The 18099-nt window shown below is 72.5% G+C and carries 14 protein-coding genes; 4 read left to right on the top strand and 10 right to left on the bottom strand.

Features of this window, described 5'->3' with window-relative positions; all coding sequences use genetic code 11:
* Positions 1-571 precede the first annotated feature (571 nt).
* A complete protein-coding gene (locus AB0E02_RS38550) occupies positions 572-1978 on the top strand; it encodes a serine hydrolase (protein WP_362149220.1) in 1407 nt (468 codons plus the stop codon).
* A gap of 28 nt (positions 1979-2006) precedes the next feature.
* Here the strand turns inward: AB0E02_RS38550 and AB0E02_RS38545 are convergent, their stop codons facing one another.
* A complete protein-coding gene (locus tag AB0E02_RS38545) occupies positions 2007-3473 on the bottom strand; it encodes an amino acid permease (protein ID WP_362149217.1) in 1467 nt (488 codons plus the stop codon).
* A gap of 480 nt (positions 3474-3953) precedes the next feature.
* On the opposite strand from AB0E02_RS38545, the gene AB0E02_RS38540 reads away from it, so the two are divergent.
* A complete protein-coding gene (locus AB0E02_RS38540) occupies positions 3954-4157 on the top strand; it encodes a cold-shock protein (protein ID WP_030416471.1) in 204 nt (67 codons plus the stop codon).
* An 80-nt stretch (positions 4158-4237) separates the two neighbouring features.
* Here the strand turns inward: AB0E02_RS38540 and AB0E02_RS38535 are convergent, their stop codons facing one another.
* The 3 genes from AB0E02_RS38535 to AB0E02_RS38525 all read right to left on the bottom strand — a co-directional run bounded on the left by AB0E02_RS38535 (position 4238) and on the right by AB0E02_RS38525 (position 6166).
* The gene (locus AB0E02_RS38535; RefSeq protein ID WP_362149213.1) at positions 4238-4816 is read right to left on the bottom strand and encodes a GNAT family protein; all 579 of its coding nucleotides are present in this window, start codon (positions 4814-4816) and stop codon (positions 4238-4240) included.
* Positions 4817-4874: 58 nt separating this feature from the next.
* A complete protein-coding gene (locus tag AB0E02_RS38530) occupies positions 4875-5063 on the bottom strand; it encodes an antitoxin (RefSeq protein WP_362149210.1) in 189 nt (62 codons plus the stop codon).
* Between the two features lie 77 nt (positions 5064-5140).
* Positions 5141-6166 (bottom strand): alpha/beta hydrolase-fold protein, encoded by a 1026-nt coding sequence (locus AB0E02_RS38525; RefSeq protein WP_362149207.1) that lies wholly within the window; start codon positions 6164-6166, stop codon positions 5141-5143.
* 230 nt (positions 6167-6396) lie between these two features.
* Here AB0E02_RS38525 and AB0E02_RS38520 point away from each other — a divergent pair, with 230 nt between their 5' ends.
* Positions 6397-6669 carry a hypothetical protein gene (locus AB0E02_RS38520; protein WP_362149204.1) on the top strand — a complete coding sequence of 91 codons (273 nt, stop codon included), beginning with the start codon at positions 6397-6399 and terminating at the stop codon, positions 6667-6669.
* Positions 6670-6693: 24 nt separating this feature from the next.
* On the opposite strand, the gene AB0E02_RS38515 is transcribed toward AB0E02_RS38520, so the two are convergent.
* The 6 genes from AB0E02_RS38515 to AB0E02_RS38490 form a co-directional block, all read right to left on the bottom strand.
* Positions 6694-9738, bottom strand: coding sequence for a glycoside hydrolase family 38 C-terminal domain-containing protein (locus AB0E02_RS38515; RefSeq protein WP_362149202.1), 3045 nt, complete (start codon positions 9736-9738; stop codon positions 6694-6696).
* Between the two features lie 95 nt (positions 9739-9833).
* A complete protein-coding gene (locus tag AB0E02_RS38510; protein WP_362149199.1) occupies positions 9834-11918 on the bottom strand; it encodes an endo-beta-N-acetylglucosaminidase in 2085 nt (694 codons plus the stop codon).
* A complete protein-coding gene (locus tag AB0E02_RS38505; protein ID WP_362149196.1) occupies positions 11915-13222 on the bottom strand; it encodes a glycosyl hydrolase in 1308 nt (435 codons plus the stop codon). Before AB0E02_RS38505 ends, AB0E02_RS38510 begins: the two co-directional genes overlap by 4 nt.
* A 51-nt stretch (positions 13223-13273) precedes the next feature.
* Complete coding sequence (locus tag AB0E02_RS38500) at positions 13274-14137, bottom strand: carbohydrate ABC transporter permease (RefSeq protein ID WP_362149193.1); 864 nt, start codon at positions 14135-14137, stop codon at positions 13274-13276.
* Positions 14134-15003 (bottom strand): sugar ABC transporter permease, encoded by an 870-nt coding sequence (locus tag AB0E02_RS38495; RefSeq protein WP_362149190.1) that lies wholly within the window; start codon positions 15001-15003, stop codon positions 14134-14136. The genes AB0E02_RS38500 and AB0E02_RS38495 overlap by 4 nt, the downstream gene beginning before the upstream one ends.
* 12 nt (positions 15004-15015) lie before the next feature.
* Positions 15016-16311, bottom strand: a complete 1296-nt coding sequence (locus AB0E02_RS38490) for a sugar ABC transporter substrate-binding protein (protein WP_362149187.1) — start codon at positions 16309-16311, stop codon at positions 15016-15018.
* A 271-nt stretch (positions 16312-16582) separates the two neighbouring features.
* On the opposite strand from AB0E02_RS38490, the gene AB0E02_RS38485 reads away from it, so the two are divergent.
* On the top strand, positions 16583-17674 hold the full coding sequence (locus AB0E02_RS38485) for a LacI family DNA-binding transcriptional regulator (protein ID WP_362149184.1): 1092 nt from the start codon (positions 16583-16585) through the stop codon (positions 17672-17674).
* Positions 17675-18099: the final 425 nt, after the last annotated feature.

The raw sequence follows: 18099 nt of genomic DNA, 5'->3' as shown, positions 1-18099 counted from the left end.
CCCCAACGGGAGGGGACGGGCCGGAGGGGCCGGTGTTTGGGACGTAAAGCGACAGCAGTCCCAAACACCGGCCCCGCAGGCCCGTCACCGCACCCGACAACCACCCAGCCCGCCGCAGGCGCAACGGCCAGACGACCCGCGACGGGAAAGACGAGTACGTGCGGGGCGCCGCAAAGCCCAACGGCGAGCGAGCCCCGCGGCGCAGCAGACAGCCACGTGGGCGGCGCCGCAAAGCGCGCAACGGCGACCAAGCCCCGCGGCGGGAGAGACAGCTACGTGCGGGGCGCCGCAAAGCGCACCGGCGAGCAAGCCCCGCGGCGGGACAGCCAGGTACGTGCGGGGCGCCGCAAAGCGCAACGGCGACCAAGCTCCGCGGCGGGAGAGACAGCTACGTGCGGGGCGCCGCAAAGCGCACCGGCGAGCAAGCCCCGCGGCGGGACAGCCAGGTACGTACGCGGCGCCGCAAAGCGGACAACGGCAACCCCCGCGGCGCCGCGGACGGGTACGTGGGAAGTCACCAGATGGCGTAGGCCAACCAGCGCCCCGCCCCCGTCGTTCTTAGCGTGGGCTCATGTCGAGCGCGAGATGGGCCCCCGTCAGAGCCGTGACCGTCGTGGCCGTTTGTGCCGCCGGACTGCTGGCCGTGGCCGCTCCGGCACCGGCCGCCGGCGCGTGCCGGAGCGTACGGGCCGATGGGCCGTACGGCGTCGACGATCCGCGGGCCGGGGCCCGCCCCGCGGCCGATGCCGGGAACCGGCTGGACCGGCGCGGAGTGCAGTTCGAGGCGCGGCGGGACGTACCGGAGCCGCCGAAGGTCTCCGCGTTGTCGTGGATGGTGACGGACCTGGGGAGCCGCAAGGTGCTGGCCGCCAAGGACGCCCATCGGCCGCTGCCGCCCGCCAGTACGCTCAAGACGCTGTTCGCGCTGACCGTGCTGCCGAAGTTCTCCCAGGGGACGGTGCACACCGTCTCCATGGAGGACCTGGCCGGCATCGAGGCGGGCAGCTCGATGGCCGGGCTCCAGGAGGAGGTGCCGTACCACGTCGCCGACCTGTGGCACGGCGTCTTCCTCAGCTCCGGGAGCGACGCGGTGCACACCCTGGCCGCCATGAACGGTGGCTGGAACAAGACCATCGACGACATGCAGGAGACCGCGCGCCGCCTCGGCGCCCGCGACACCCGGGTGGAGTCCGCGGACGGCTTCGACACCCCGGGGCAGGTCTCCTCCGCCTACGACCTGTCGCTCTTCGGGCAGGCCGGGCTGACCAACCCCGATTTCGCGGAGTTCGCCGCGACGAAACGGGCCCAACTCCCGCTGGACGGCGGCCCGGACGCGTTCGGCATCCAGAACACCAACCGGCTGCTGGTCGGCTCGCACGGCGTACGCCCGTACGAGGGACTGATCGGGGTGAAGAACGGCTACACGACGCACGCCGGCAACACCCTGGTCGCGGCGGCCCGGCGGGACGGCCGGACGCTGCTGGTCACCGTGATGAACCCGCAGTCCGGCGCCTCGAACGCGGTCTACGAGGAGACCCGGGCGCTGCTGGACTGGGGCTTCGAGGTGGCTCCCCGGGCCGCCGCGGTGGCCATGCTGCCGGGCGTCGCCCCGGGCTGGCGGGACGCCGGGGCCGGGCACGTCGTCCACCGGCCGACATCGCTGCAGCCCCTGCACGTGGCCGGTGCCCCGGGGGACGAGGACGGCGTGGGGCGCCGGCGGTGGCTGCTGACGTCGGCCGCGGCGGTCGGGGTGATCGCGGCCGCCGGGCTCGGCACCGGGCTGTGGTGGCGGCGCCGCAAGCCGTGCGGGGCCACGGAAGCGGCGGCCGGAAAGGATCCGGAAGCGGCGGTCGGAAAGGCCCCGGAGGCGGCGGTCGGAAAGGATCCGGAGGCGGTGGCCGGGAAGGCCCCGGAGGCGGTGGCCGGGAAGGACCCTGACGTGGGTGCGGAAACGGCTGCGGACCGGCAGGACCTCTGACGACGGACGGTGGGGAGGGGTCCTTCGGTCAGTGCTTGTAGACGCTCACGTCTCCCGGCTCGCTCTCCAGGGCCGCGCGGTCGAGTTTCAGCATGGCGACGAAGAACGCCCCGCCCGCGAGCAGCAGACCGACCACGATCAGGGCGGGGACCAGCGCCTCGGCCGGCGACACCAGCATGACCAGCGAGGCGACCGACCACAGCAGCGCGCAGACCGCGACCGGCAGCTCGAACCGCCCGAGGTCGAACGCGCCCTTCTTGCGGCTCAGTCGGCGGCGCACCGCCAGGTAGAGGATGGTGGTCGCGCCGTAGATGATCGCCGGGAGGATCGTCGACGCCGTGATCAGCTGCAGGAGCGCGGCACCCGGCAGCGCGACCATCAGGACGATGCCCACGGCGAAGATCAGGATCGTCGCCGGGACGGGAGTGTGCGTGCGCGGGCTGACCCGGCGCATCAGCCGATGGGCGGGGAAGCGGGCGTCACGGGACATCGCGAAGACGATGCGTGAGCACGCGGTCATCACCACCATCCCGGCGCCGAAGAACGCGACCGTGATGGCGATCAGGAGGGTTCGCTCCATCGCCGGCCCCAGTTGCTCACGCATGATGGCCGCCACCGGGGATTCGCTGGCGGTGATGCGGGGGATGTCCTCGATCGCGACGGTGAGGCAGATCAGGAACACGATGCCCAGCACGCCGGCGGCCAGGACGGACCCCACGATCGCGCGCGGGACGCTGCGCAGGGGGTCCTTGGCCTCTTCCGCCAGGTTCGCCGCGGAGTCGAAGCCGACGAGTGTGGCGAGGCCCATGATCATCGCGACCATCAATCCGCCGCCGACGTCGAAGTAGTTCGGGGCGTTCACGGTGACGCCGCGCGAGACGAGGTTGCCGGCCGCGCCGTGGCCGGTGACCGCCACGGCGATGGCGAGGGCGAGCGCCAGCACCACGACCAGCCCCAGTTCGAGCCCCACGGCGCCCGCGTTGATCACGCTGACGATGCGCGTCGAGGCCACCACCAGCACGGCCTGGACGAGCAGCACCGCGAGCGTGATCAGGCGCGCGGTCCCTTCGTCCGGTGCGATGCCGGCGAGTGGCATGAACGCCTGACTCGCGAGCGCGTTGTCGATCGCCACCACCGCGATCGCCAGATAGCAGAAGGTCAGCCAGCCGAAACCCCAGCCGATCTTCGGGTTGGCCAGCCGCGAGGCCCACTGATAGGAGGAGCCGCTCAGTGGGATGCGGCCCGCGAGCTGCGCCACCACCAGCGCCACCAGCACCTGCCCCACGGTCGCGATGACCCACAGCCAGATCCCGACCGGACCCGCGTTCTGCAGTACGTCGTCGTAGGTCGAGAAGACGCCGACCGCCACCGAGATGAACGCGAACGAGATCGCGAACACCTGGAAGGAGCCGAGCGTCCGCTTCAGTTCCTGCTCGTAGCCCCCGCGTTCGACGGACCCCTCGCCGTCCTGCGCGTCCGTCGAAGCTTCCGCCACCTCGGCCACCTCGCCTTCCGTCGGGCCCCTTCGGCTCCGAACGTCGAAGTGGTCCTCGACCAACGGGCTCATTCTCAGCAGATCGGCCCGGTTCGGGCGCATATGACACGTTTGACGCGGTTTCATGCCTCCGGGGTCGGGCCGCACGGAGACGTGGGGTCGAGCCCTGCGTCAGGCATCCGGGCGACCTCACCGGTTTCGTACGCGTATCCGATAGGTCAGGTATACGGAGGACATCGGAGGGCCCTGGCCCGGTGAAGGGCGACGCGTCCGTCACGGACCTGCCGCCCGCCGGGCGTTGCTCGGTGTAGCGTCCTGAACAGCTGTCGTGGTTCCGAAGTACCGGGCGCCCGTGTCGCATTCACGGGCGTTCTTGCTGTGCGTGTGCGTGTGCGGTGCGTCTCCGGACCCAAGGCGATCACCTCCGGGTGCCGCAAGTCGCGGAACCCGATCCGAGCCCCTTGAACGAAGGAGACAGATATGGCTTCCGGCACCGTGAAGTGGTTCAACTCGGAGAAAGGCTTCGGCTTCATCGCCCAGGACGGCGGCGGCGCCGACGTCTTCGCGCACTACTCCAACATCGACGCCACCGGCTACCGCGAGCTCCAGGAGGGCCAGAAGGTGACGTTCGAGGTCACCCAGGGCCACAAGGGCCCGCAGGCGGAGAAGATCCGGCTGGCCTGACCCGTCCGCGGCACGCGGCAAGGGGCGCCCGTTCCCGTCCGGGGGCGGGCGCCGCTCCGTGTCCGGATGGGGCCGCGGCCTTACGGGCGGCGGTCGTTGAGGATCTTCTGGAACAGCCGGTGGTCGCGCCAGGCGCCGTTGATGTGCAGATAGTTCTCGGCCGTGCCGAACGCGCTGAAGCCGCACTTCAGCAGGGTGCGCTGGGACGCGAGGTTGTCGACGAGGGTGCCCGCCTGGACGCGGTGCAGGCCCAGCTCGGCATCGGCCGCGGCACAGGCCGCGGTCACCGCGGCCGAGGCCAGGCCGCGGCGCAGCCGGCCCGCGTCGATCCAGTAGCCCAGGTTGGCGCTGCGGAACGGGCCCAGCACGATCCCGGTCAGCGTGATCGCGCCGACGACCTCGGGCTCCCCGGCACCGTCGTCCGGCCGCCGCTCCAGCACCCACGGCATGGTCTGCCCGGCGTTCCGTTCGGCGAGCAGCCCGCGCAGCCGGGCCGCCTGGCCGTCGGTGGTGAAGAACGCGTCGTCCCGGTCCGGCTCCCAGCGGCGCAGATGGTCCCGGCTGCGCCGGTAGGACCGGGCGAGGCCGGCGGCGTCCCTTGCCGTGGCGGGGCGCAGCAGGACGTCGGGGGCCAGCCGGGCGGACGACGCGGAGATCATCCGCACAGCGTACGGGCGGGGCGGCGGCCCGGCACCGCCCTTGGGGAAACCCGTTCGGTCAGCTCTGCGGCGGCTGGTCCTGGTCCCGGCCGAGCTGTTCCTTGAGTTTGTCCTGTGCCGTGTCGACCTGCCCGGAGTATTTGCCCTGGGTCTTCTCGTCGAGCATGTCGCCGCCCTTGTCGACGCCCTTGCCGGCCTGCTGCTCGTGCCCCTTCAGCATCTGCTTGAGCTTGTCCATCACGGACATGGTGTGACCTCCTCGGGACGGCCCCCGCCCCTCCAGGATCTCCCCCACTCAGGTGATCTGCATCCGCGCGCCCGGAGTCAGGAACGGCTCGGAACCGGGGCCTTCAGGTGGTCGCTGATGAACTTCAGGGAACCGTCGGCCATGCCCTTCTGGTAGTCCCAGGCGTTGTGCCGGCCGTCGGGTATGAGTTGCAGCGCGGTGTGTATCGGTCCCTTGCCGTAGGCGGTGCGGAACTTCTGGACGGGCAGGGTGACGGCCGGGGACTCCCGGGTGCCCACCTGAAAGGCGAGGTACACGTCCGGGCCGCCCTTCCGGAGCAGTCGTCGGGCAAGCTTTTCCGGGTTGTTGGCGTCCTTCTCCGCCTGGTGCCCGGCCCACAGCGGGGAGTCCGGCACGATGTCCGGCCCGCTGGCGATCGCCGCCTTGAACTTGTCCGGGTGCTTCAGCACGGACTTCAGCCCGGCGAAGCCGCCCGAGGACGAGCCCATGAACGCCCAGCCGTCGCGGGACCGGTAGGTGCGGAAGTTGGCCTTCGCCAGGTCCACCACGTCCTCCGTCAGCCAGGTGCCCATCTTCTGCTGTCCGGGTATGTCGCTGGCGTCGTGGTACCGGGTGTCCGGGTTGAGCATCGGCATCACCACGATGAACGGCAGGCTCTTGCCCTCCGCGGTCCACCGGGTGAGGTTCTCCTGGAGCTTGATGTCGCCGCCGACCCAGTAATTGGTGACCCCCTCGGCGTCCTGCGGACTGCCCAGACCGCCCGGCAGGGCGATCAGCACCGGGAATCCGCTCTTGGCGTACTTCGGGTCCTGGTACTCCTTCGGCGCCCACACCCAGACGCTGCCGGTGACCCCGGACTTGCGGCCCTTGAGCGTGGTCCGGGCGATGTGCGTGCCGTCGTCCAGCGTCCGGGTGACCCGGAAGTCGCTCTTCGGGCCCGTCGGCATACGGGTGTCCGCGTCCACGGGTTTGACGGGGGCGGCCCCGTCGGGTTTGCCGCCGGCGTTGAAGTCGACCGGCTGGCCGGTCTCCGAGCAGCCGGTGAGCAGTGCGCAGGAAGCGACGAGGGCGGCCGCGAGCGCGACGGCGTAGGGGTGTTTCAACGGGGACTCCGGGGCGGTGGATCAACGGCACGTGCCCTTGCACGTGCTCATATAGAGGGAAAAGGGGTGGTGTGGGTTCCCTCGCGCCCGGTCGGCCGGGACGAAGCGGCGCGGGGCCCTGGCGCGGACCGGTTCACCCGAACGGCCCTGTGCGCCCCGGCCGGTTCCGTAGCAGGCGCCCCGGGAGCGCTCGACGGGCACGGCACCGCGGTCCGGCCGAGAATGCAGCGGTGAGCGAAGAACACCGCAGTGCCGAGGACCCTGCCCGTGCCGCACCGGGTGACGAGGAACGCCGGCTCGCCCGCAAGGCGCTGGCCGGCCGGGCGCGGGACGCGGCGGACCTGTCGTTGCTGATGGACATGCTGGGCCTGGATCCGGCCGGGGACCCGGGCCGGGGCGCCGCGCACGCGCCGCCGGCGGACCACGGCCGCGGCCCCGGACGCGGGGCCCGGACCGGCCGCGCCCGCTCCCTGCTGCGGCCGGATCGGGGAGACACGCCCTGATCCGTTCCCCGCCGCGCCGACCGGCTACCGGGCGCCGCCCGCCCGGCGCAGTCGCAGCGTGACGATCTGGAACGGGCGCAGCCGCATCCGCACGGAGTTCCCCTCCCGGTCGAGCGCCGGACCGTCCTCCCACGGGCGCTCCAGCAGATCGGTGGCGACCGCGCCGGCCAGCTCGAACCCGGTGGTGAGGACGGAGGTGGCGCGCCCGCCGTGGGCCTCGTGGAGGCGGACGACCACGTCGCCGCTCCCGTCGTCGGCGAGCTTCACCGCCGTCACCACCGTCGCGTCGTTGTCGACCGCGACCACCGGCGGCACCGCGGCCGCACCGGTGATCCGGCGTTCCGGCAGATTGATCCGGTGGCCCTCGCGCACCGCGTCGGCGATCCCGGCGCCGGGCACCAGTGCGTAGCGGAAACGGTGCCGGCCCTGGTCGGTCTCGGGGTCCGGGAAGCGCGGGGCGCGCAGCAGCGACAGCCGCACCGTCGTGGTGGTGCCGCGGTCGCCGTCGTCCCGGACGGTACGGGTCACGTCATGGCCGTAGAGCGCGTCGTTGACCAGCGCCACGCCCCAGCCCGGCTCCCCGACGTGCACGAACCGGTGCGCGCACGCCTCGAACTTGGCCGCCACCCAGCTGGTGTTGGTGTGCGTGGGTCGGTACAGATGCCCGAACTGGGTCTCCGCGGCGTACCGCTCGGCGTGCACGTCCAGCGGGAACGCGGCCTTGAGGAACTTCTCCGTCTCGTGCCAGTCGACCTCGGTGTCGATGTCCAGCCGCCGCTGCCCGCGCGCCAGCGTCAGCGACTGCGCCACCCGCGAGTCCCCGAACGTACGGGACACCCGCACCGTCACGGCGTCCGGGCCCACCGCACCGAGGACCACCTCGTCCGCGTCCGTCAGATCGGTGACCACATCGCGGTAGAACGCGTCCACGTCCCAGGCGTCCCACATGTTGGGGAAGTCGGGGTGGATCTGCAGCAGGTTCGCCGCCGCCCCGGGAGCCACCGTCTCGCGGCCGGCCGCCAGGTCGTACGCGGAGACCACCAGCCCGCGGCCGTCGACCCCGATCCGCAGCAGACCGTTGGTGAGCGTGAAACCGCCGTCGTCGCGGGGCGCGACGGACACCTCCGGGCCCTCGGCCACCGGCGGCGCCAGCGCACCGGCCGCCACCCCGCCCCGGGCGTGCGGCGCGGAGTTGGCCACCAGCCCGGTGTCCCCGCCGCCGGTCAGCGCCGTCAGCGCGCCCCCGATCAGCCCCTCCAGCTCGGCGGCGACCGCCGCGTACGTCGCCGCCGCCTCCCGGTGCACCCAGGCGATCGACGAACCGGGCAGGATGTCGTGGAACTGGTGGAGCAGCACCGTCTTCCAGAGGCGGTCCAACTCCTCGTACGGATACGGGTGCCCGCACCTCACGGCGGCGGTCGCCGACCAGAGCTCCGCCTCCCGCAGCAGCTGCTCGCTGCGCCGGTTGCCGCGTTTGGTCCTCGCCTGGCTGGTCAGGGTCCCGCGGTGCAGCTCCAGATACAGCTCGCCCACCCATACCGGCGCCTGCGGGTACTCCGCCTCCGCCCGCGCGAAGAAGTCCGAGGGCCTCTCCCACACCACCGTCGGCGACCCGTCCAGATCGCGCAGCCGCCGGGCCTTGGCGACCATCTCGCGGGTGGTGCCGCCGCCCCCGTCGCCCCAGCCGGTCGGCGCCAGCGAGTGCCGGGCCACCCCCTTGTCCTTGAAGTTCCGTACCGCGTGGGCGAGTTCACCGCCCGACAGCCGGCAGTTGTAGGTGTCCACCGGCGGGAAGTGGGTGAAGATCCGGGTGCCGTCGATGCCCTCCCAGCGGAACGTGTGGTGCGGGAAGGAATTGACCTGGCTCCAGGAGATCTTCTGGGTCAGCAGCCACTTCGCGCCCGCCGCCCGCATGATCTGCGGCAGCCCGGCGGCGAACCCGAAGGTGTCCGGCAGCCACGCCTCCTCGTTCTCGACGCCGAACTCCTCCAGGAAGAACCGCTTGCCGTGGACGAACTGTCGGGCCATCGCCTCGGACCCCGGCATGTTGGTGTCCGACTCCACCCACATCCCGCCCGCCGGCACGAACCGGCCCTCCGCCACCGCCTCCTTGACCCGGGCGTAGACCTCCGGCCGGTGCTCCTTGAGCCACGCGTACTGCTGCGCCTGCGACATGGCGTAGACGAACTCCGGCTCGTCCGCCAGCAGCGCCGTCATGTTCGACGTGGTCCGCGCCACCTTCCGGACCGTCTCGCGCAGCGGCCACAGCCACGCCGAGTCGATGTGGGCGTGCCCCACCGCACTGATCCGGTGCGCCGAGGCCCCCGCGGGCGCCGCCAGCACCTCCCGCAGCTCCGAACGGGCCGCCCCGGCCGTCGCGTTGACGCGCTGGAGATCCACCGCGTCCAGCGCCCGGCCGACCGCCCGCAGCACCTCCCAGCGCCGTGGACCGTCCACCGGGAGCTCCGCCATCAGCTCGCCCAGCACCTCCAGGTCCTGGACGAGCTCCCACACCTCGGTGTCGAACACCGCCAGATCCATCCGCGCCAGCCGGTACTGCGGCGCACTGCCCGCGGTCTCCCGGTCGCCCAGCCGCGTGGGCAGGAACGGATGCACGTCCAGGATCACCGGATTGGACGCGGCCTCCAGATGCCATTCGACGCGCTCCCCGCCGCGCACCGGCGCCCCCACCCGCACCCACTGGTTCCGCGGGTTGAGCGCCTTGACCGGGCTGCCGTCCGGCCGGTGGACCAGCGCCTCGCACTGGAATCCCGGCATCCGCTCGTCGAAGCCGAGGTCCAGCACCGCCTCCACGGTCCGCCCGGCCCACTCGGCCGGCACCTGCCCGCGGACCCGGAACCAGGTCGTGCCCCACGGCGCGCCCCAGGCATCACCCACGGCCACCGGCGTGTGCTCGGCGGCCAGCCCCTCCGCCACGGGCACCGGCTCACCGGGCGCGACCCAGGCCGCGACCTCCAGGGGGACCGACTCCGGGTAGAGCGCCGGCCGGATGCGCTCGTCCAGGACCCGCTTGAGCCGGGCTTCGACCAGTGCGCGATCGTCATGCATGGAGGGGCTCCGTAGCGTCGAGACGTCGAGGAAGTTCGGGCGGGAAGTTCGGGCAGGAAGGGCGGACAGGAAGTTCGGACAGGAAGGGCGGGCGGTCACCAGGGGACGTCGGTGCGGGCGGGCGCCGAGACCGTGAACAGTTCGTGCACCGCGCGCACCTCCAGCCGGGCGGCCACCTCGTCCGCGGCCCGCCGCAGCCCACGGACGTAGTACGCCGCGCCACAGGTGCCACCGAGGAACTCCCGGGTGCCCTCAGGTAGTTGGCGGTGGAGCTCGTAGTGGCGCACCGGCCCGGCGGCCCGCTCCCAGCGCAGCCGCAGGGCGAGCGCCCCGTCGGTGGTGGCGCGGCCGGTGACCCGCAGCCCGGCGGGCGCGGCCGGCACCTCGGTGCGCTCATGGACCGCCAGCGCCCCCAGCCGCCAGGCCACCGCACCGCCGCCGCGGCCGGTCAGCCGCACCCCCAGCGCCCGGACCGTCCCCGGCACCAGCGGACCGAGCCGTACCGTGTCGGTGCGCCAGCCGCCGCCCGGCTCCAGCGTGCCCGCCGGCAGGAAGGCGTACGGAGCGGGCTCGCCCGGCGCCGGCGCGTCCCGCAGCGCCACCGCCACCTCGACGGTCACCGGCCCCGACGACGGATCGAGGCGATGGGTGAGGCCGACCACCGTCTCCGCACCGGCCGGCAGCCGCGCCGGGAACAGCTCCAGCGTCGCCGGCGCGCCCGCCGCACCGCGCACCAGCAGACTGCTGCCGCCGCGCCAGGCCGCGGCGAAGTCCAACGAAACCTCCGGGCGGGCGCCCGCGGTGCGCACCGCCCAGCGCCGCGGCGGCAGCACGTCCTGCAACCCGAGATGGCTCCAGGGCGCGTCCGAGACCGCCCGCCCGTCCTCGTACCAGCGCAGCCCGTGCCCGGCGTTGAAGGTGGTGGCGAACGGCAGCGCGGTCAGCACCGACCGGTCCGCGACCACCGCCGCGGGCGCCCGCCAGCCGCCACCCGCACCGCCCGGCACGGTCGGGTCCAGGCCCTCGCCCGACCAGAACCGGTCGTCCGCGGCATGGAAGTCACCCGGCGTACGCCCCTCCGGCAGATGCGTCAGCGTCCACTCCGGACGGTAGAAGCCGTACGAGACCACGTGGTCGCGCCCGGCCGGGACGATCGCGTCCCAGTCCGTGCGGGTGTCCCAGCCGGCCGACTCGACATCGACCCCGGCCCACAACTCGTAACGGCTGCGCCCCAGTTGACCGGCGAGACGGCCCGAGTCGGCGAGCGACCGGGCGGTCCAGCGGAAGTCGACGAACATCGAGTCGGCGACCGGCCCGGCGGCGTCCTGGAAGAACGGCCGGTTGAGGTCGTTCAGCGCGCCCTGCCAGCCGACCTGCCCGGTCCGGTTCATCGCGTCGTACCACGTGAGGCGCAGCCCGTGCCGGGCGCCCGCCGCGCGCAGCTCCCGCAGGAAGCCCTGCATGTCGGCGGCGAGCGCGGCGTCCCCGCCACCGGTCTCCGCGTTGACGAACCAGCCGTCGAAGCCGTACGCCACGGCCACCCGCGCCAGCTTCGCGGCGAGCGGGAAGCGGCCGGCGGCGTCCTTGCGCACCAGGTCGCGGGTCCAGCGCAGCTGCCCGCCGTAGGCGGCCGGCGGCAGGAAGACGGTGCCCAGGACGGGCACGCCGTTGCGGTGCGCGGCGTCCACGACCGGGGCGTTCGGCGCGAGGATCAGGCCCTCGCCGGACGAACCGCCCCAGAAGACCAGCTCGTCGAGGTACGCCCAGTGCGTCGGCGCGTAGGTGTCCGCGGTCGCCGAGCCCTGCGAGGGGTTGCCCGCGGTGTGGTCGAAGGCCGCCAGCGCGCTGATCCGGGCCTGCCCGGCACGGGCCGAGGTGTTCGCCGGCACCGGCGTGAACCGCTCGGCGAGCGGCACCGTCGCCGTGTTGAACGGCAGGTCCCGGTCGGACCCGGGCGTCCACGCCGCGAGGCTGCGCCACACCACTCCGTCGTCGGGCGTGCCCTCCGGCAGCGAATCGGGGAACCAGTACGACGCGTACGGCTGGAGCGGGTCCGCCGCACGGGTGCGGCCGGCCGCCGCCGCACCGCCCGTGAGGGGCGGGCCGAACAGGGCGGCCGCGGCGCCCGCCCCGGCCAGCAGCACACGACGGCGGGGGACGGGCAGCGGGCGGTGGGTCATGAGGTGCTCCTCCGGTGGGGGACGGACGGCGGCCGGCGACGCGCGGCGCGGGCCGGGCCGCCGGCTGCGCGCACCTCGTCGGGGGACACGACCTCGGTGATGCCGCGGGACGCCAAATGCTCCCGGTCCTCGGCGAGTTCGGCCAGTACGAGGGCCGGGCGGGCGCCCTGGGCGGCCAGCTCCGCCCATGCCTCGAAGACCGGCCCGCCGGGTGCGCACACCGACCGGTGCGGCGCCGTGTCGGCCCCGCCCACGTCCACGACCAGCGCGCAGCTCCGCACCGGCGGCCGGTGCTCCCGTCCGCGCCACTCGGCGGCCAGCGCCGCCAGCGCCCGCCCGGCCGGCTTGACCGTACGGTCGGTGCCCAGCAGCCCGAGCCCGTACTCCAGCTCCGGGAAGTCCGCCAGCGACCGGGACACGTCGTGCGAACACCACCAGGTGACGCCCCACAGGTCCGGGCAGTCCAGGACGGCCGCGACGGTCGCCGCGGTGAAGTGCGCCGCCCGCTCCGCGGGGATGTGCGGGGCCGGGGCGCCGACCTCCTGGAGCCACACCGGGCGGTGCGGGTCCCTCGCCCACGCCTTGGACAGCTCGACGAGGTAGGCGGCGTGCTGCTCGGTGGCGGTGCCGGCCGGCCCGTGGCGCTGCGCGGTGCCGTTGAACACCCAGGAGTGCACGGCCGTCACGGCACCCAGCCGGGCCGCCTGCGCCGGGGTGAACGGATGGCCGTCGCGGTACCAGGCGGCGTCGTACGCGGCGTGCAGATGCATCCGGCCCGGCGCGCCGCGCTCGCAGGCCGCCAGCATCCGCTCCAGCCAGGCCGCGGCCTCCGTGCCGGTGAGGTGGTCCGGGTCCGGGTGCGGGCCGTCGGAGAACTGGTTGATCTCGTTGCCGAGCGTCATCCCGAGGAAGTGCGGGCGGTCCGCGAGCGCCGCCGCCAGGGTGCGCAGGTACTCCTCCTGGCCCGCCAGTACCTCCGGGTCGGTGAAGAGGTTGCGGCGGTGCCAGGTCCGCGTCCAGGCGGGCAGGAAGTCGAAGCTGGACAGATGGCCCTGCAGCCCGTCGACGGCGACGTCGAGTCCGCGCTCGGCCGCCGCGTCCGCGAGCCGCACCAACTGCTCCACGGCGCGCGGCCGGATCAGCGTGCGGTTCGGCTGGAACAGCGGCCAGAGCGGGAAGACCCGGATGTGGTCCAGGCCGAGCGCGGCGACGGAGTCGAGGTCCGCGCGCACCGCGTCGAGGTCGAAGTCCAGCCAGTGGTGGAACCAGCCCTGGGTGGGCGTGTAGTTGACGCCGAATCGCATGGGACTCCTGTGGGGTCGAAGGCGGCGGAAGTACGGCGGGCCGGCCCGGGCTCAGCCCTTGACGGCGCCCTCGCCGACACCGCGGAAGAAGGAGCGCTGGAGGCAGGCGAAGAGCACGATCAGCGGGAGCACGGCGATGACGGTGCCGGCCGCCACCAGCCGCTGGTTGTCGGCGAAGGTGCCGTGCAGGAAGTTCAGGCCGACGGTCAGGGTGAACTTCGACTGGTCGCTCAGCACGATCAGCGGCCACAGGAAGTCGTCCCAGGCCCCCATGAAGGCGAAGATCGCCACCACCGCGAGGGTGCCCCGCACCGACGGCAGCGCGATCCGCACGAACCGCTGCCAGGCGTTGGCGCCGTCGACGAACGCCGCCTCCTCCACCTCGTACGGCAGCGCCGCGAAGGCATTGCGCATCAGCAGCACGTTCATCGCGCCGATGCAGCCCGGCAGCACCACCCCGAGCAGGGTGTTGTTGAGCTGCAGCGCCCGCATCGTCACGAACTGGGCGATCATGATGCTCTCGACCGGGACCAGCATCGCCATGAGGAAGACCACCAGCGCGGCCCGGCGGCCCCGGAAACGCAGCCGGGCCAGCGCATAGCCGGCGAGCGCCGCGCCCGCGCAGTTGGTGAGCACATTGGCGGTGGCGACCTTCAGGGAGTTCAGGGCGAAGTCCCAGACCGGGATGATCCGGGCGACGCCCGCGTAGTTCGCCAGCGTCACCTGATGCGGGACCAGGCTCGGCGGATAGCGGTAGATGTCCTCACCGGGGCCCTTGAGGGAGGTGGACAGCTGCCAGAGGAACGGCCCGACGGTCAGCGCCAGTACGGCGAGCAGCAGCGCGTAGCGCAGCACCAGCTGCCACCGCGGCAGCCGCCGCCCGGCGCGCCCGTACCGCGGCGCGGACGCGCTCATGCCTCCTCCCTGCGATGCGCGCGCAGCACCAGCAGCATCAGCCCCAGGGTGATCACGAAGACCACGACGGACAGCGCCGATGCATAGCCGACCCGGCCGGACAGGCCGGTGCCGGCCTGCTGGACGAGCATCACCAGCGTGGTGTCCTCACCGCCGGGCCCGCCGGTCGGGCCGGCCATCAGATAGACCTCGGAGAACACCTTGAACGCGTTGACCGACGAGAGCGCGGCCACCAGCACCATCGTGGAACGCAGTGCGGGCACGGTCACGGTCAGGAAGCGGCGCACCGCACCGGCCCCGTCGACCGCGCAGGCCTCGTGCAGCTCCCCGGGGACGTTGGCCAGCGCCGCCAGATAAATGATCATGTAGTAGCCGAGGCCCTTCCAGACGGTGACCGCCATGGCGCTGAGCAGCAGCAGCCACGGATCACTGAGGAACCCGGCCGTCCCGAGGCCCAGCCCCTCCAGCAGCGCGTTGATCAGCCCCCGGTCGTCCAGCAGCCACACCCAGATCAGCGACACCACCACGATCGAGGCGACCACCGGGGTGTAGAACGCCGCCCGGAAGAAGGCGATCCCGGGAATCTGCCGCTGCACCAGCATCGCCAGCAGCAGCGGCAGGACCACCAGCAGCGGTACGACCCCGAGGACGTAGAGCACGCTGTTGCGCAGCCCGGTCCAGAACATCGCGTCGTGGATCAATTCGCGGTAATTCGCGCCCCCGACGAACTGCCCCGCGGTGAGCGTGCGGGCATCGGTGAAGGAATGCGCCACCGTGCCGAGGAACGGATACAGGCCGAAGGCGAGGGCGATCAGCAGGCCGGGGGCGAGGAACAGCCAGGGACTCGCGGAACGGTGCCTTTTCACGGCGGCCTCGGCTCAGCCGGTCTTCAGCAGGCGATTGCACTCGGCGACCGCACCGTCCAGCGCCGCCTTGGGCGACTGCTTTCCCTGCACGGCCCGGGCGACCGCATTGCGCAGCACGGTCTTCATCTGGTCGCTCAGCAGCACCGGGGTGTAATTCACCGCGGTCTTCAGCGACTTGGCCGAGGCCACCCGCACCCGGGTCGCATCGGTGCCGTCCTCCTTGGTGAAGTACGGATCGTCCAGCGAGCCCTTGGTGCTCGGGAAGATCGTGACCTTCCTGGCGAACGCCATCTGGTTCTTCTCGTCGGTGACGAAGTGCGCGAAGGCCACCGCCGCCGGCTTCACCTTGCTCTGCGCGTTCACCATCAGGCCCTGGACGTACATATTGGCCTTACCGGTGTTGTTGACCGCGTCGGTGATGCCGATGTGCCGGTACAGGCTCGGCGCGTCCTTCTTGAAGTTCTGCAGGTCGAGCGCACTGCCCGGGTTCATGGCGACCGACTGCTGCTCGAACTTCCGCCCCGCCGACTCGGCCTGTGCGGTCAGCGCCTGCGAGTCCAGCGCCCCGGCCGCGTACAACTCCTTGTAGTGCCGGAGCAGTTCGACGCCCTTGGGCTCGTTGAAGGTGAACTCGGTGCCGCGGGCGTTCATCAGCCGTACGCCGTACCGGCCGAAGTCCTCGATCGACGGCGTGCCGGCGAGCATCGCTATCTTCCGGCCGCTCTTCTTCGCCATCGCCACCGCGTCCGTGAAGAGCTGGTCATAGCTGGTCGGCGGTTTGTCCGGGTCCAGTCCGGCCTTCCGGAACAGCTCCTTGTTGTAGAACATCGGCCCGGTGTTCAGATACCAGGGAAAGGCGTAGACGCCCGGCAGGCCCGGCATCCGGTGGCTCTTCCAGGCTCCGTCGAGATATTCTCCGCGGTATTTTCCGGCGGCCTTCTCCAGATCGAGGGCGAGCCCGGCCTTCGCCAGCGGATAGGCGAGATCCGGCGATACGTTCACCACGTCGGGCAGGGTGCCGCCGGCCGCGTCCGCACTGAGCTTCTCCGGATATCCCTCGGCCGGCTGGTCGATCCACTTCACCTGGGCGTCCGGGTACTTCCGCTCGAAGTCCTTGACGAGCCCCTCGAAGTAATCCTTGAAATTCGCCTTGAGGTTCCAGGTCTGGAAGGTGACCTGGCCCTCGACCTTCCCCGAGGCGTCCTCCCCGGCTCCGCCGCCGGAACCGCAGGCGGTCAGGGTGAGCGCCGATAGGGCCAGCGCCACGGCCGCGGCACCGGCTCGGCGGGGAACGGTAACTCTGCGCATGGCTGGCGGCTCCTCTGCTCGGACCAGGCCGCGGGAAAAGCCGCGCACCGGCCCCGGGAGAGAGCATTCCAGGCCGTTTCGGCGGGTATTCCGCAGGACCTCGGGCGACAACGCGGCAGACGCTACTAATGCGCTTTAGTGAGTGTCAACACCCATGCTGCGAACAGGACTTCGCAATACCTGACGAGGGGTTCGGCACACGTTTGACACACCGTCCCCCGCTGATCAGACTGAGCCGCACTAATGCGGTTCAGCACAAGGAGAGCCCGCCATGACAGCGCCCGGTGAGGCCGCCCGCCGCAGGCCGGCGCGCCGGCCCACGATCAAGGACATCGCCCGCCGGGCCGGGGTCTCGGAGAGCGCCGTCTCCTTCGCGCTCAACGACCGGCCCGGCGTCTCCGACGACACCCGCGCCCGGGTCCGCCGGGTCGCCGAGGAACTCGGCTGGCAGGCCAACAGCGCCGCCCGCGCCCTCTCCGGCGAACGCGCCGGCGCCCTCGGGCTCGTCCTCGCCCGCCCCGCCCGCACCCTGGGCGTCGAATCCTTCTTCCTGCAACTCGTCTCCGGCATCCAGGAAGTGCTCTCGGCCCGGAAGATCGCCCTGCTCTTCCAGGTCGTCGAGGACCTCGACACCGAGTGCGCGCTCTACCGCCGCTGGTGGGCCGAGCGCCGGGTGGACGGCGTCCTCGTCGTCGACCCCCGCACCGACGACCCCCGCCCGGAACTCCTCGCCACGCTCGGCCTGCCCGCCGTCGCCATCGGCGGCCCGCCCGGCCCCACACCGACGGAGCAGACTCAGGACGCCGCGCCGCCACCGCCGCTCCCCACCGTCTGGGCCGACGACGCCAGGGCCATGGCCCGCGTCCTGGACCACCTCCACGGCCTCGGCCACCGCCGGATCGTGCACGTCGCGGGCCTGCCCGACCTCGCCCACACCGCCCGCCGGATCCGCTCGCTGCGCACCGAGGCGGCGCTCCGCGGACTCAACGAGCGGCAGGTCCGCTCGGTGACCACCGACTACTCCGACGCGGAAGGCGCCGAGGCCACCCGCCGCATCCTCGACGACGCCCGGCCACCCACGGCGATCATCTACGACAACGATGTGATGGCGGTGGCCGGCGCCTCGGTGGCCGCCGAGCGCGGCATCCCCGTCCCCGCCGCGCTGTCGATCGTGGCCTGGGACGATTCGGCGCTCTGCCGGGTCACCCACCCCCGCCTGACCGCACTGGTCCGCGACACCCCCGGCTTCGGCCGGCTCGCCGCCCACGAACTCCTCACCGTCCTCGACGGCGGCCCACCGCGCACCGTCCAGGGCGAACTACCCCACCTGGAGGCCCGTGAAAGCACCGGCCCTTGCGGGTGAGGGTGGCTCCCCACGTACTTGTCCGTCCCGCCGCGGTTGTTGCTCGCCGTTGCGCTTTGCGGCGCCCCGCACGTAGCTGTCTGTCCCGCCACGGGGCTCGCCGTTGTGCGCTTTGCGGCGCCCCGCACGTACCCGTCTGTCCCGTCGCGGGGCTTGCTCGCCGTTGCGCGCTTTGCGGCGCCGCCCACGTACTCGGCTGCAGCGCCGTGCTCGTTGCTCGCCGTTGCGCTTTGCGGTGCCCCGCACGTACCTGGCAGTTCCGCCGCGGGGCTTGGCCGCCGTTGCGTGCTTGGCGGCGCCCCGCACGTAGCTGTCTGCGGCGCCGCGGTTGTTGTTCGCCGTTGCGCCTGCGGCGGGCTGGGTTGTGTTGGGTGCGGTGACGGACCTCCGGGGCCTTGTTCGTGGACTGCTGTCGCTTTACGTCC

The organism is Streptomyces sp. NPDC048196, assembly GCF_040652715.1.
Taxonomy (GTDB): domain Bacteria; phylum Actinomycetota; class Actinomycetes; order Streptomycetales; family Streptomycetaceae; genus Streptomyces; species Streptomyces siderophoricus.
The sequence above is the reverse complement of the archived record's forward strand: the minus strand, read 5'-3'. Positions and strand labels throughout refer to the sequence as shown.

Bases quoted from the DNA above. Each gene is read 5' to 3' on its own strand.
- AB0E02_RS38490 (WP_362149187.1), bottom strand. From the start codon at position 16,311: ATGCGCAGAGTTACCGTTCCCCGCCGAGCCGGTGCCGCGGCCGTGGCG.
- AB0E02_RS38535 (WP_362149213.1), bottom strand. From the start codon at position 4,816: ATGATCTCCGCGTCGTCCGCCCGGCTGGCCCCCGACGTCCTGCTGCGC.
- AB0E02_RS38515 (WP_362149202.1), bottom strand. From the start codon at position 9,738: ATGCATGACGATCGCGCACTGGTCGAAGCCCGGCTCAAGCGGGTCCTG.
- AB0E02_RS38550 (WP_362149220.1), top strand. From the start codon at position 572: ATGTCGAGCGCGAGATGGGCCCCCGTCAGAGCCGTGACCGTCGTGGCC.
- AB0E02_RS38505 (WP_362149196.1), bottom strand. From the start codon at position 13,222: ATGCGATTCGGCGTCAACTACACGCCCACCCAGGGCTGGTTCCACCAC.
- AB0E02_RS38530 (WP_362149210.1), bottom strand. From the start codon at position 5,063: ATGTCCGTGATGGACAAGCTCAAGCAGATGCTGAAGGGGCACGAGCAG.
- AB0E02_RS38540 (WP_030416471.1), top strand. From the start codon at position 3,954: ATGGCTTCCGGCACCGTGAAGTGGTTCAACTCGGAGAAAGGCTTCGGC.
- AB0E02_RS38485 (WP_362149184.1), top strand. From the start codon at position 16,583: ATGACAGCGCCCGGTGAGGCCGCCCGCCGCAGGCCGGCGCGCCGGCCC.
- AB0E02_RS38510 (WP_362149199.1), bottom strand. From the start codon at position 11,918: ATGACCCACCGCCCGCTGCCCGTCCCCCGCCGTCGTGTGCTGCTGGCC.
- AB0E02_RS38500 (WP_362149193.1), bottom strand. From the start codon at position 14,137: ATGAGCGCGTCCGCGCCGCGGTACGGGCGCGCCGGGCGGCGGCTGCCG.